Annotated in this window: 13 protein-coding genes and 1 other annotated feature; of the genes, 12 read left to right on the forward strand and 1 reads right to left on the reverse strand. The window is 34.5% G+C overall.

Annotated elements, in window-relative coordinates; translation table 11 throughout:
- Positions 1-60: 60 nt before the first annotated feature.
- On the reverse strand, positions 61-1173 hold the full coding sequence (locus Q0U66_RS01635; protein WP_297376809.1) for an FtsW/RodA/SpoVE family cell cycle protein: 1113 nt from the start codon (positions 1171-1173) through the stop codon (positions 61-63).
- Between the two features lie 88 nt (positions 1174-1261).
- Here Q0U66_RS01635 and nth point away from each other — a divergent pair, with 88 nt between their 5' ends.
- The 12 genes from nth (at position 1262) to atpC (ending at position 13406) form a co-directional block, all read left to right on the forward strand.
- Entirely contained in the window at positions 1262-1927 is a 666-nt protein-coding gene (gene nth, locus Q0U66_RS01640; protein ID WP_297376810.1) for an endonuclease III, read from the forward strand.
- Positions 1928-2015: 88 nt separating this feature from the next.
- Positions 2016-2220, forward strand: a binding site (T-box leader).
- A 41-nt stretch (positions 2221-2261) separates the two neighbouring features.
- Positions 2262-5363 (forward strand): isoleucine--tRNA ligase, encoded by a 3102-nt coding sequence (gene ileS, locus Q0U66_RS01645; protein WP_297376812.1) that lies wholly within the window; start codon positions 2262-2264, stop codon positions 5361-5363.
- Positions 5364-6576: 1213 nt separating this feature from the next.
- Complete coding sequence (locus Q0U66_RS01650; protein ID WP_103981324.1) at positions 6577-6804, forward strand: AtpZ/AtpI family protein; 228 nt, start codon at positions 6577-6579, stop codon at positions 6802-6804.
- Entirely contained in the window at positions 6788-7186 is a 399-nt protein-coding gene (locus Q0U66_RS01655; RefSeq protein WP_297376815.1) for an ATP synthase subunit I, read from the forward strand. The genes Q0U66_RS01650 and Q0U66_RS01655 overlap by 17 nt, the downstream gene beginning before the upstream one ends.
- Positions 7176-7871 carry a FoF1 ATP synthase subunit a gene (locus Q0U66_RS01660; protein ID WP_297376817.1) on the forward strand — a complete coding sequence of 232 codons (696 nt, stop codon included), beginning with the start codon at positions 7176-7178 and terminating at the stop codon, positions 7869-7871. The genes Q0U66_RS01655 and Q0U66_RS01660 overlap by 11 nt, the downstream gene beginning before the upstream one ends.
- Positions 7872-7884: 13 nt before the next feature.
- The gene (gene atpE, locus Q0U66_RS01665) at positions 7885-8142 is read left to right on the forward strand and encodes an ATP synthase F0 subunit C (RefSeq protein WP_297376819.1); all 258 of its coding nucleotides are present in this window, start codon (positions 7885-7887) and stop codon (positions 8140-8142) included.
- Positions 8143-8161: 19 nt separating this feature from the next.
- Positions 8162-8668, forward strand: coding sequence for a F0F1 ATP synthase subunit B (atpF, locus tag Q0U66_RS01670; RefSeq protein WP_297376821.1), 507 nt, complete (start codon positions 8162-8164; stop codon positions 8666-8668).
- On the forward strand, positions 8661-9200 hold the full coding sequence (gene atpH, locus Q0U66_RS01675) for an ATP synthase F1 subunit delta (protein WP_297376823.1): 540 nt from the start codon (positions 8661-8663) through the stop codon (positions 9198-9200). The genes atpF and atpH overlap by 8 nt, the downstream gene beginning before the upstream one ends.
- Positions 9201-10703 (forward strand): F0F1 ATP synthase subunit alpha, encoded by a 1503-nt coding sequence (atpA, locus tag Q0U66_RS01680; protein WP_297376825.1) that lies wholly within the window; start codon positions 9201-9203, stop codon positions 10701-10703. It begins immediately after the preceding gene.
- A 12-nt stretch (positions 10704-10715) separates the two neighbouring features.
- Entirely contained in the window at positions 10716-11582 is an 867-nt protein-coding gene (gene atpG, locus Q0U66_RS01685) for an ATP synthase F1 subunit gamma (RefSeq protein ID WP_297376827.1), read from the forward strand.
- 15 nt (positions 11583-11597) lie between these two features.
- Positions 11598-12998, forward strand: a complete 1401-nt coding sequence (gene atpD / locus Q0U66_RS01690; RefSeq protein ID WP_297376829.1) for a F0F1 ATP synthase subunit beta — start codon at positions 11598-11600, stop codon at positions 12996-12998.
- 9 nt (positions 12999-13007) lie between these two features.
- Entirely contained in the window at positions 13008-13406 is a 399-nt protein-coding gene (atpC, locus tag Q0U66_RS01695) for an ATP synthase F1 subunit epsilon (RefSeq protein ID WP_297376831.1), read from the forward strand.
- Positions 13407-13439: the final 33 nt, after the last annotated feature.

Genomic DNA, 13439 nt, shown 5'->3' on the forward strand with positions numbered 1-13439 from the left:
TATATCTTTCATAAAGTTATTTATTTTATACTTGACTTCATATAGTTAGTCTTTTATTTTCTAAAAGTCTAATCCTTTTCTTTGCATGCTTATTGATAAAATGATGCCCATTAATACAAGATTGATCATTTGGAAGGTACCTCCACTAGAAACAAAAGGAAGAGGAATACCTGTAACTGGCATTATTTTCATGGTCATACCTATATTTTCAAATATATGGATAAATAGGAGGGCAAAAACTCCGATTACAAAGCTGGTATGGTAAAGCTCGTCTGCATTCATGGCTATTACATAAAGTCTCCAGAGCATGATTCCATATAAGATTATTAGGCTAGCACCGCCGATAAAACCGAAATCTTCAACTAAAACTGGGAAGATAAAGTCGGTTTCTTGGGCCGGTATATAGGAGTTTTGTGTGAATGGACCCTGCTTATAGCCTCGGCCAGTCAATAAACCAGATCCCAAGGCTATGATACCCCTATCGGTCTGGTGGGTTGATACTGCAAGGTTTCTAGAATCATCCCTAAAGTCTAATATTCTATCTTTAGCGTATCCAGCTAATTTATCCCAAATGAAGGGGAGGGCTATAAGCATTAAAACTAAAAATATAGCTAAAAGTCTCAATATATTTTTCCAGGATATGCCTGAAACAAATAGCATCACAACCGTTATAAAGGCAAGTACTAGAGCTGTACCCAGGTCGTTTTGAAGTATTATTAACCCTACTGGTATAGCCCCTAAAATTATATAGGAAATAATGAATTTCCATGTATTTACCTTGTTTTTATTTTCACCTATATAGCTTGATAAAAATATTATTTGAAATACCTTTGATATTTCAGAGGGTTGTAAGTTTATAGGTCCTATTTTTAACCAAAGATTAGCACCCCATTGGTCACCTCCGACACCTTTCACTATAGTCAATCCTATAAGACCAACTGATAGGGCGTAAAAGACCCATTTAATCTTTCTTAAAAAATCGAGGTCCAGTAAGAATATAAATAAAATTAAGAATACACCAATTATGGTGGCGAGTAATTGTGATTTGATAGTTCTATTCAAGGGGGTCAAAGCTGAAGAGAGGACCACTAGTCCGAAAACTACCAAGGCTAAGAGTGTAAATACAAGAATAGAATCTATTTTTTTAAAGTCTTTTTTTGATAAGTTAAACATAATTTTCTCCGTAAATCTAAAGCTAGCAATGTGTTATAATTCATTATAGAACAAATAACCATAATTATAAAGTAGAAAAGGAGGAGTGATGGCTAACAAGGCAAGACTTAGTAAAGAAGAAAAACTTGAGGCTATGAGGATTTTATTCGACTATTTTCCTGATGCTGGTCCGGAGCTTGACTTTACAAACGACTTTGAACTTTTATGTGCAGTTTTGCTATCAGCTCAGACAACTGACAGGCAGGTTAATAAGGTGACTCCTAAATTATTTGATAAATATCCAAATCCAGAATCTTATTTAAATGCAGATATAAAAGACATAGAAGAGGCTATCAAAAGCATTGGACTTTATAGGACCAAGGCTAAAAATTTAAAGGCCATGGCAACCATGTTAATAGAAGATTTTGATGGTAGGGTTCCCGATAATATGAAAGACCTGATAAAACTTCCTGGAGTAGGTAGAAAAACTGCCAATGTAGTTTTATCTACAGCCTTTGACCAGCCGGCTATTGCTGTAGATACTCATGTCCACAGGTGTGCAAATAGGATAGGTTTGGTTGATACCACCAATGTTGAAGATACTGAAAAGGAATTGATGAAATTATTACCTAAAGAAATGTGGACCAAGGCCCACCATGTATTGATATTTTATGGAAGAAGGATATCAACTGCAAGAAATCCTGATTGTGAAAATGATCCAATTAAACACATAAGTTTACATTGCAGGGGTCTGCTAGATCCTAGCAAAAAATAGGATTGGGTATTATTGCAATACTTGCATGAAATTACGATATAAAATTGACAAAAATCTTGAATAATACTATGATATTAGATATTAATAATTAAAATCTATGATTAAGAAAGTAGCTTATATTTTGACTTTAGAGAGGGTTCGGTTGGTGAAAGAACCAGGATGATATAAGTGAAGATCACTTAGGAGATGGTCTTTTGAATCTAGTAGGAAGACTCGTATTGGCTACGTTAAGCTTAATGAAGACTATTTTTTATAGTGAATTTGGGTGGTAACACGGTATAATCGTCCCAGCTTAGGCTGAGGCGATTTTTTTATTTGATGAAAAGGAGTAGAGATGGCATTTAAACCACTAAATGATGGTCCTGTTAAAGATAGAGAACAGGCCACATCTAAATATTGGAAGGATATAAATTTATTAAATCTTTCCACAGAAACAAGAAAAGATGGTCCGCACTATGTGTTTTATGATGGACCACCAACAGCGAATGGTAAACCAGGCATTCACCACGTTATTTCTCGTACCCTAAAGGATATGACAGTAAGATACAAAACCATGAAGGGATACTATGTAGAAAGAAAAGCGGGCTGGGATACCCATGGTTTGCCAGTAGAAATCGAAGCTGAAAAGAAGCTAGGCTTAAATTCCAAGCAAGACATTGAAAAATATGGGGTAGAAGCCTTTAACAAGGTATGTAAGGAATCAGTATTTACCTATTCAAGCATGTGGAAGGACATGTCAGATAGGATGGCGTTTTTAGCTGATATGGACAAGCCATACATAACCATGGACAATGACTATATCGAGAGTGTATGGCACCTATTAGATGACTTCAACAAAAAAGGACTTTTATATGAAGGGGCAAAAATTTTACCATATTGTCCAAGATGTGGTACAGGACTTGCTTCCCACGAAGTTGCCCTAGGTTATAAGGAAATAAAATCACAAACTGCTACAGTTAAATTTAAGAAAAAAGATAGTGAAAATGAATATTTCCTAGCATGGACAACAACACCATGGACCCTACCTTCTAACGTTGCTATTACAGCTGGTCCAGACATAGACTATATAAAAGCAAAGCAAAATGACGAATATTACTATTTAGCAAAAGCACTAGCTGACAAAGTTTTAGGCGAAGGTGAATATGAAATAGTAGAAGAAATGAAGGGTAAGGACTTAGAATATCTAGAATATGAACAACTTCTACCATTTGGAAAAGTGAATAAAAAAGCATTCTTCATTACCCTTGCCGACTATGTTTCCATCGAAGATGGTACAGGATTGGTTCACTCTGCACCAGCCTTTGGTGAGGATGACTACCAAACAGGATTAAAATATGGTTTACCCATGTTAAACCTAGTTGATGAAGATGGTAAGTTTATAGGAACTCCATGGGAAGGTAGAGAAGTAATGGAAGCCGATCTTGATATAGTTATCTATTTAGGAGAAGAAGGCAAGATTTATTCTAAACAAAAAATGGAACACAACTATCCACACTGCTGGAGATGTGATACTCCATTGATTTATTATTCAAAACCTTCTTGGTATTTAGCTGTGACCAAGGTTAAAGACCAGATGATTGTAAATAACAATACAGTAAATTGGTTTCCAAGCTCAGTGGGGGAAAAGAGATTTGGTAACTGGCTAGAAAACTTAAAAGACTGGGCAATTTCAAGACAAAGATACTGGGGTACACCTCTACCAGTTTGGAGAAGTGAAGATGGAAAAATCATGACTGTTGGCTCCAGACAAGAGTTGAAGGAAAAGGCAGTTGAAGATATAGATATAGAAACTTTAGACTTGCACAGACCTCATGTAGACAACATTCATCTAAAAGATGAAGAGGGAACAATTTATACAAGGGTACCAGATGTAATGGATGTATGGTTTGACTCAGGTGCTATGCCATTTGCTCAAAACCATTATCCTTTTGAAAACACTGAAAATTTTGACCGTCTATACCCAGCAGATTTTATTTGTGAAGGTATTGACCAAACTAGGGGATGGTTCTACACATTGATGGCAATCTCAACAATGTATACAGGAAAACCAGCCTATAAAAATGTATTGGTAAATGAATTAGTTTTAGACAAAGAAGGTAAAAAGATGTCTAAATCTAGAGGAAATACCTTGGATCCATTCGCTCTATTCGACAAGTATGGGGCTGATGCCGTAAGATTTTATTCAATATTTGTGTCACCAGCCTGGGTGCCAACAAAATTTGATGAAGACGGGGTTAAGGAAGTTCAATCTAAGTTATTTAGAACCTTTAGAAACATTTATTCATTCTTCCAATTATATGCAAACACAGATGACATAGATCCAAGAAGTTTCAATATAGCTTATGAGGACAGAAGCGAAATAGACAGATGGCTATTGTCAAAATTCAACTCATTGGTAAAATACTACAATGAAAAAATGGATATTTTCGAATATACAGCAGTATCTAAGGCTATTACAGAATTTTTAGTAGAAGATTTTTCAAACTGGTATATAAGAAGAAATAGGAGAAGATTCTGGAAGTCAGATATAAATGATGATAAGAAATCAGTTTACAATACAACATATGAAGTATTGCTAGGATTGGCTAAGTTATTGGCTCCAATCACTCCATTTATTGCTGAAGAAATCTATGACAAGTTAACAGATGGAAAATCAGTTCACTTAGAAATGATTCCAGAAGTTGACGAATCATTGATAGATTCACAATTAGAAGAAAAAATGGACCTAGTAAGAAAGGTGGTAAACTTGGGTAGGTCTTCAAGAGAAGATGCTCAAATCAAGGTAAGACAACCACTTTCAGAAATCCTATTAGATAAAACTTATGAAGACTTGATAGGAGACTTGTCAGATTTAATCAAGGAAGAATTAAATGTGAAAGAAGTTGTCTTTGCAGCTGATCTATCTGACTATATGAACTTTGAATTGAAACCAAACTTCCCAGTGGCTGGTCCAAGCCTCGGTAAGAAGATTGGCCTATTTGCTAAGAACTTGAAATCAATAGAAAATCCAAAAGAATTTATAGATAAGCTAGAAGAAGGTCCAGTGACCTTAGACCTACAAGGTGAATCTATAGAAATTTCTAAGGATATGGTGGAAGTAAGAATATCTTCAAAAGAAGGCTTCGACATAGCAATGGATAAAAATGTCTATGTAATCCTTGATACAGAACTTAGCGATGAGCTAATTGAAGAAGGTTACATGAGAGAATTTATTTCTAAGATCCAACAAGAAAGAAAAGCTTCCGGTTTTGAAGTAACAGACGAAATCGAAATCTATTATGAATCTGATGACGAATTAAGCTCCGCACTTGAAAAACACAGAGCTGAAATAATGAAAGAAACATTAGCTCAAAAACTAGAAAGAAAAGATTTAGACACAGAAGCTGAAGAATTAAATGATAAGACAGTAAAAATTGAATTAGTAAGATTGTCCTAGTTGGATGATGTAAAAGAGGAGGCTGCGAAAAATTTCGCAGCTTCTTTTTTGTGTATTGTGGTGTTTTGGATGGGTGAAGATGGGAGATTGGGTTTTGGCGGAAAATAGAGGTGAAGTTGAGATGTGCACCAAAATTGATTTGAAGAATTTTTAAGAAAGGCGCAAGATAGAAGAAAAGATTATGATTTGCGCCAATTATTTTAGAGAAGAGCTTTGAGAATGGCGCAAAAAAGAGAGGAAAGTTGGAATATGCGCCAAAGTAAACCTAGGAGAACTTCAGAATTGGCACAAAAATTGGAAATTTTCTAACAATGCGCCAAATCTATAGAAAAGCAAAAAAATAAATCAGAAAAAGCTTATCATGTAAAACACGAAAGAAGTTTAAATTTACATGAAAAAATTGCGGAAAACTAATGTAAATAAAAAACGAGGTTCGAATTTACATGAAGTCCTCAAGGCCTATATCTAAAAATTAAACTTGTAAATTCAGGGAATAGTTCAGATTTTAGACTTCGCCTTTTCCTGAACTATTCTTACAGCTAGGACTAGTTCAGGATTTGCACCTCGTCCTATCCTGAACTATTTTTGCAGCTAGGACTAGTTCAGATTTTAGCCACTGTCTTTTCTTGAACAAGTTTTGACCCGAAGACTAGTTCAGATTTTAACCACTGTCTTTTCTTGAACAAGTTTTGACCCGAAGACTAGTTCAGATTTTAGCCACTATCTTTTCTTGAACAAGTTTTGACCCGAAGACTAGTTCAGATTTTAACCGCTATCTTTTCTTGAACAAGTTTTGACCCGAAGACTAGTTCAGATATTTAACATAGCCTTTTTCTGAACAAATTTAAGCCAGCCAATAGTCAGAATTTGAATTACATCTTTTCTTTAACTATTCCTTACTTTGATCATTCTAAAACTTAATTTCAATGATTAATTCTCCAGACCATAACGACCATTTGCAACAACCCAAATCCAAAAAAACCAAAAATCCCAAATCTCCAAATCCCCAAGATCCCCAACCAAACTGAAACCCTAAATTCTAGTCTAAACCTTCTCAACAGCCAAACTCCAAAATCCAGCCAAAACAACCCCAAACCTAAATCCTCAAAATCTCCAACAAAAATTATTATTCCCACCACAAATGGGTATATATAATAATGTAATTGCTATTTACATTTATATATTATAAAATGTAATTTATAAGAGGAGATTTATGCAAAACTTAGTATTAATCACGCAAGTAGCTTTTAGCATGGTTTCACCTATATTTTTAGCCTTGCTAATTGGTAGGTGGCTTGATAACAAATTGGGATTTAAGATGTTATTTTCACTTATATTCATTATTTTGGGAGTTCTAGCGGGATTCTTAAATGTTTATAAGTTGCTTACCGCTACGGATAAAAACAAGAAAGGTGAAGATCAAAGTGGAAGAAAACAATAAATATGTAAATTCGATAATTTACAAAAGTTTATTTTTGCTTTTATTTGAGATCATTATTTGTCTTGTTTTTTTTAATCAAAAAATCCAAATTATCTTAGGTCTTATATTAGGTGGAGGTCTTTCAATTGTATTTTTTAGACTCCTATACTACAACGTTATTGTTGCTATTGATAAGCCTCAAGATAAGGCTAAAAGGTATATGGTGGCCAATTATTTTATAAGGTTTACCATAGCTGGATTGGTATTAATTTTTGCTACAAAATCAAGTTTATTTAATTTATATACTACAGGGTTTGCCCTGATGAATATCAAACTCACCCTTTATATAAATAACTTGTATACTCTTTTTAGTAATCGAAAGGAAGGGAAAAATGGACATTAGCATAGATTTTATGCTTAATGGAAATACCTACACTATACAACCTGAGATTGTAAATGTGACTATAGTATGTATTGTTTTATCCATACTAGGTATAATCATTGGGTATAAGGCTAAGAGAGCTGATTTTCGTGAAAACCCAAAGGGTTTGCTACTTCTAGGCGAAATGTTTGTTGAAACTATAGAAAAATTAGTTGAATCAACAATGGGAAAGGCCAATCTTGGATTTGTTCCATATATTGGATCCTTAGTAATATTTCTAGCAGTGTCAAACTTGCTTGGTTTGGTGGGACTAAAACCACCTCTATCAAATTATAATGTGGCTTTAGCTATGGCTTTAGTATCAGTTACACTGATGCATATAAACAATATTAGATTCAACGGTATAGGTGGCTACATAAAAGGCTATTTCGAACCTTTAGGATTCTTATTCCCAATAAACTTGTTGGGAGAATTATCAACACCTATTTCATTGTCCTTTAGGATATTTGGTAATATCTTATCAGGTCTAATAGTTACAACCCTAGCTTATAGTGCTTTGAATAGTTTATCAGTATTTATTACACCATTCTTAGCACCAGCCTTACACGTATATTTTGATGTGTTTTCAGGGTTAATTCAGATGTTTGTATTTGTCATGTTGACCATGATAAATATAAATGGAGCAATTGGAGAAAGAACAAATTAATTAGGAGGAAAAAATGGGAAATATTTCAAGTGAAGCATTCATATTAGGTATGTCAGCATTAGGTGCTGGAATCGCTATGTTAGGTGGTATAGGTCCAGGGGTTGGACAAGGATACGCAGCTGGTAAGGCTGTAGAAGCAGTTGGTAGACAACCAGAAGCTAAGTCAGATATTATCCAAGTATTACTAACAGGTGCTGCTGTTGCAGAAACAACAGGTATCTACGCATTAATCATTGCAATAATATTAGTAGTTTTACAACCATTAGTATAATTAAAACTAGGGGGGATAAATGGGTATTAAAATTAATGTAATCCCTGATTTTGTCAATATGGGTCAAACCCTTTTGGCAACAGCCATCCTATTTTTAGTACTTAGACATTTTCTTTTTAAACCCGTTCAAGAGTTATTGGCTAAAAGAAAAGCTTATATCGAAGATGGTGTAAAAACAAAAGAAGAAGCCGATAAGCAATTAGAAAAGATGAATGAAGACTACCAAGCTAAAATATTAGAAGCAAGGAAGGAATCTTCAGAAATCATATCTTCGGCCAGAGCATATGGCGAAGATATAAAATCTAAAGCTGTTGAAGAATCTAGACAACTTGCCCAAGACGAATACGACAAGGGTATGATAAAACTAGAAAATGAAAAGAAAAAAGCTATGAAATCTATGAATGATGAAATAGTTGATATAGCTCTTTCAGCAACAGAAAAATTGCTTAAAGAAAAAACAAGTACAAATACTGATAAGGAGATGGTAAAGTCCTTGATATCGGATTTGGAGAAAACTTATGAATGAGAAAGTTGTTAAAGTTTATTCAGAAGCTTTTTTCGAACTATCTAAAGAAAAAAACAAACTAGACCAAAATAGGCAAGAATTAAAAGAGATAGAAGACATTTTAAAAGACCATAAAGAAATTAATCAAATTATTTCCAACCCAAATGTAAGCAAGGATGATAAAAAAGAATTGCTTGCCAAGTTGTTTGATGGTTTTGACAAGGATGTGATCAACCTACTTTATGTACTAGTTGATAAGTCTAGATTTGAAATTTTAATTGATTTAATTAGGGATTATAACCAAAGATATAAGGAAGAAAAAGGTATTATGGAAGGAGTAGTGTATTCCGCAAGTAAACTTGATTCTTCTGATATAAATGACTTGGTTAATACATTAGAGAAAAAATATAAAAAACAAGTAGAGCTAACAAATGAAATTGATGAATCGTTAATAAGCGGTGTGTCAATTTATATTGAAGGTAATAGGATTGAAAATTCAGTTAAAAATAGACTAGAAAACCTAAGGGCTCGCTTGAAAAAGGAAGGTGAATAGATGAAATTAAAACCAGAAGAGATCTCATCAGTCATTAAATCAATGATTGATAAGTATGATCAAGATACTGAGGTTTTTGAAGAAGGTTCAATAATCGAAGTTGGTGATGGTATTTCTCGTGTTCATGGACTAGAAAATGCTATGGCAGGTGAGCTATTAGAATTTGAAGGCTCAACCTATGGTATGGCTTTAAACCTTGAAGAAAACAACGTTGGTGTTGTTTTACTAGGGGATGATTCAAAATTAAAAGAAGGAGTTAAGGTTAAGAGAACTGGTAAGATCATGGATGTTCCAGTAGGGGATGCCCTTATAGGTAGGGTAGTAAATGCTCTTGGACAGCCAATAGATGGCAAAGGCCCTATAAAGACAGACAAGTATAGACCTATAGAATCACCAGCTCCAGAAGTTATTGAAAGACAGTCAGTTAACCAACCTCTACAAACTGGTATAAAGGCTATAGACTCCTTGATACCAATTGGTAAGGGACAAAGGGAATTAATCATTGGTGACAGACAAACAGGTAAGACAACCATAGCTACAGATACCATCTTAAACCAAAAGGGACAAGATGTTATTTGTATTTATGTAGCTATCGGACAAAAAGAATCCACAGTAGCCGGAATAGTGGAACTATTTGAAGAAAAAGGCGCTATGGATTATACAATAGTTTTATCAGAATCTGCAGCTAAATTAGCTCCTTTACAATATATTGCGCCATACTCAGGTGTAGCTATGGCTGAAGAATTCATGCACCAAGGCAAGGATGTTTTAATAGTTTATGATGACTTGTCAAAACATGCTGTTGCCTATAGAGAAATGTCATTATTATTAAGAAGACCACCAGGACGTGAAGCTTACCCAGGTGATGTTTTCTACTTACATTCAAGATTGCTAGAAAGAGCAGCTAAATTATCAGATGAATTAGGTGGTGGATCAATCACAGCCCTACCTATAATTGAGACCCAAGATGGGGATATATCAGCATATATTCCTACAAACGTAATTTCAATTACTGACGGGCAAATATTCTTAGAATCTGAATTATTCTTTGCAGGACAAAGACCTGCTGTTAACTCTGGTCTATCAGTGTCTAGAGTTGGAGGTTCAGCTCAATTGAAACCGATGAAAAAAGTATCAGGTGGTATCAAACTTGAACTAGCTCAATATAGAGAATTAGAAGCTTTCGCTCAATTTGGGTCAGAATTAGATCCAGCTACTCAAAAAACCCTAGACAAGGGTGAAAGATTGATGGAAGTTATGAAGCAAGCTCAAGATTCACCAGTTGATGTTAGAGACCAAGTTGTTATCTTATATGCTGCAACAGAAGGTCACCTAGATGACATAGCTGTTGACAAGGTAAAAGAATTCGAGCTAGGTTTGCATGAATATATGCAAAATAGTCACTATGAATTAAGAGATAGAATTATAAGTGAAGAATTTGATGAAGAAATCAAAAAGGAAATAGAAGAAGCGATTTTAGAATACAAGAAGACATTTGCTTAGAAAGAGGTATAAATGGCTAATCAAAAGGATATTAGAAGAAGAATCCAAAGTGTAGATTCCATTATGCAAATTACTAATGCCATGCAATTAGTTGCTTCTGCTAAGTTAAGAAAAATAAGGACTAGGTTGGAAAATACCAAGCCTTATTTTGATACAGTTTATCAAAACATCAATGAAATATTAGGATCTGTTAATGAAACTACAGCCTTGATGGAAGAAAGACCAGTTAAAAATAGGGCTGTTATAGTTATAGCATCAGACAAGGGTCTAGCTGGTGGCTACAATAATAATGTAGTCAAAGAATCTTTAAAGACTATACAAAGTGATCCGGAAGTAAACACCAAGGTATTTACTACCGGTATCAGATCTTTGGGATTGTTTAGAAGAAATGGCATCAAAGCCAATATCGACTTTTCACATATATCCAAAGAACCCTTGGCTGAAGATGCTGCAGTAATGGGTGAATATTTCACAAGAGCCTTTATAGATAAGGAATTTGATGAAGTATACCTTGTTTATACAGAATTTAAATCAATGATGAGTTTTGAACCTAAAACAGTGAAATTATTACCTGCTTCAGGTTTCGACCATCACAAGACTAAGGAAGACCATTCTTTAAATATAGAATATGAATTTGAGCCATCAGCTCATTCTGTATTAACAAGGATGATAAAACAATATATTAATGTAACAGTTTATTCAGCTATTTTAGAATCTGCTGTATCCGAGCAAGCATCAAGATCAAATGCTATGGAATCGGCTACAACAAATGGAGAAGAATTAGTTGAAGAATTAGAATTACTATATAATAGAGCAAGACAGGCAGCAATCACTCAAGAAATTACTGAAATTGTTGGTGGAGCAGAGGCTCTTAATTAGATAGAAAGGAAAGTTATGGAAAAAGAAAATATAGGTAAGGTAGTCCAAGTTATAGGACCAGTGCTTGATATTAGATTTTCTTTAGGTTCTTTGCCAAAACTACTAAACTCTATAGTTATCAAAAAAGATAATTTAGAGGTAGTAGCTGAAGTTTCCCAACATATAGGGGATGATACTGTAAGATGTATTGCAATGACATCAACCGATGGACTACAAAGAGGAGACAAAGCTATAGATACTGGTAAACCAATATCAGTACCTGTAGGTGACCAAACCCTTGGTAGACTTTTCAATGTTTTAGGAAAAACAATTGATAAAAAAGAAAAAATAGCTGAAAACGCTGAAAGAGCACCTATACATAACAAGGCTCCAGAATTTGAAGATCTAAAACCAGCTAATGAAATATTTGAAACTGGTATAAAGGTTATAGACCTTATGTGTCCATATGCAAAGGGTGGTAAGGTTGGACTATTCGGTGGTGCCGGTGTAGGTAAAACAGTACTTATTCAAGAATTAATAAATAATATTGCTACAGAACACGGTGGATATTCAGTGTTTACAGGTGTTGGTGAAAGAACAAGAGAAGGTAATGACTTGTACTATGAAATGACTGAGTCAGGTGTTATAGACAAGACAGCTCTAGTTTTTGGACAAATGAACGAATCACCAGGGGCTAGAATGCGTGTTGCTTTAACAGGATTGACAATGGCTGAACATTTCAGAGACCAACAAAATAAAGACGTGCTATTATTTATTGATAACATCTTTAGATTTACCCAAGCAGGATCAGAAGTTTCTGCCTTGCTAGGACGTATGCCTTCAGCTGTAGGTTACCAACCAACTTTAGCAACAGAAATGGGACAACTACAAGAAAGAATCACATCAACAAAAAATGGTTCTATTACATCAGTACAAGCAGTATATGTTCCAGCTGACGACTTGACTGACCCAGCTCCAGCTACTACTTTTAACCACTTAGATGCTACAACTGTTTTATCTAGATCTATATCAGAATTAGGTATTTACCCAGCTGTAGATCCTTTGGAATCATCATCTAGAATCTTAAATGAAGATACAGTGGGCAAGAGACACTATGATGTAGCTAGAAGAGTCCAAGAAACCTTGCAAAAGTATAAAGATTTGCAAGATATCATATCTATCTTAGGTATGGATGAATTGTCAGAAGAAGATAAGATCATAGTTGCTAGGGCAAGGAAGATCCAAAGATTCTTATCACAACCCTTCCATGTAGCAGAAGTATTTACAGGCTACCAAGGACAATATGTTCCATTGGAAGAAACTATTAGAGGATTTGAAGAAATCTTAGATGGTAAGCATGATGATATACCTGAATCTGCCTTCCTATACTGTGGAACAATAGAAGATGTGGTGGCAAAAGCTAATAAAGACAAGTAGGAGGTAACAATGGATGAATTAAGATTGAAAATTGTTACTCCTGATAGAGAATTTTATAATGATACTGTTGATATGCTTATAGCAAAATCAGAAATAGGCGAATTTGCTATATTAAAAAATCATCTACCAATGGTAGCTTCATTACAAATTTCTTATTTAAAAATAAAGAAAGATGGAGACTTTAGATTTGCTACAATTGCAGGTGGATATCTAACTATGAAAGACAATGAGATAGTCGTAATCTCAGATGCCGTTGAATGGAGAGAAGAGATAGATAAAGAGAGAGCTATCAGAGCAAAGGAAGAAGCAGAAAGAAGACTTCAAGAAGCTAAAGATTCCTCTTCATTTGATAGGGCAGAACTTGAACTTAAAAAGGCTATCAATAGGTTAAATATAAAAGATTTATAGAAAAAACTGGATTTTATATCCAGTTTTTTTAGT

Source organism: uncultured Helcococcus sp., from assembly GCF_946998255.1.
GTDB lineage: Bacteria > Bacillota > Clostridia > Tissierellales > Peptoniphilaceae > Helcococcus.

Excerpts from the sequence above, each read along its gene's own strand:
- Q0U66_RS01635 (WP_297376809.1), bottom strand. The coding sequence starts at position 1,173 with ATGTTTAACTTATCAAAAAAAGACTTTAAAAAAATAGATTCTATTCTT.
- nth (WP_297376810.1), top strand. The coding sequence starts at position 1,262 with ATGGCTAACAAGGCAAGACTTAGTAAAGAAGAAAAACTTGAGGCTATG.
- ileS (WP_297376812.1), top strand. The coding sequence starts at position 2,262 with ATGGCATTTAAACCACTAAATGATGGTCCTGTTAAAGATAGAGAACAG.
- Q0U66_RS01650 (WP_103981324.1), top strand. The coding sequence starts at position 6,577 with ATGCAAAACTTAGTATTAATCACGCAAGTAGCTTTTAGCATGGTTTCA.
- Q0U66_RS01660 (WP_297376817.1), top strand. The coding sequence starts at position 7,176 with ATGGACATTAGCATAGATTTTATGCTTAATGGAAATACCTACACTATA.
- atpE (WP_297376819.1), top strand. The coding sequence starts at position 7,885 with ATGGGAAATATTTCAAGTGAAGCATTCATATTAGGTATGTCAGCATTA.
- atpF (WP_297376821.1), top strand. The coding sequence starts at position 8,162 with ATGGGTATTAAAATTAATGTAATCCCTGATTTTGTCAATATGGGTCAA.
- atpH (WP_297376823.1), top strand. The coding sequence starts at position 8,661 with ATGAATGAGAAAGTTGTTAAAGTTTATTCAGAAGCTTTTTTCGAACTA.
- atpA (WP_297376825.1), top strand. The coding sequence starts at position 9,201 with ATGAAATTAAAACCAGAAGAGATCTCATCAGTCATTAAATCAATGATT.
- atpG (WP_297376827.1), top strand. The coding sequence starts at position 10,716 with ATGGCTAATCAAAAGGATATTAGAAGAAGAATCCAAAGTGTAGATTCC.
- atpD (WP_297376829.1), top strand. The coding sequence starts at position 11,598 with ATGGAAAAAGAAAATATAGGTAAGGTAGTCCAAGTTATAGGACCAGTG.
- atpC (WP_297376831.1), top strand. The coding sequence starts at position 13,008 with ATGGATGAATTAAGATTGAAAATTGTTACTCCTGATAGAGAATTTTAT.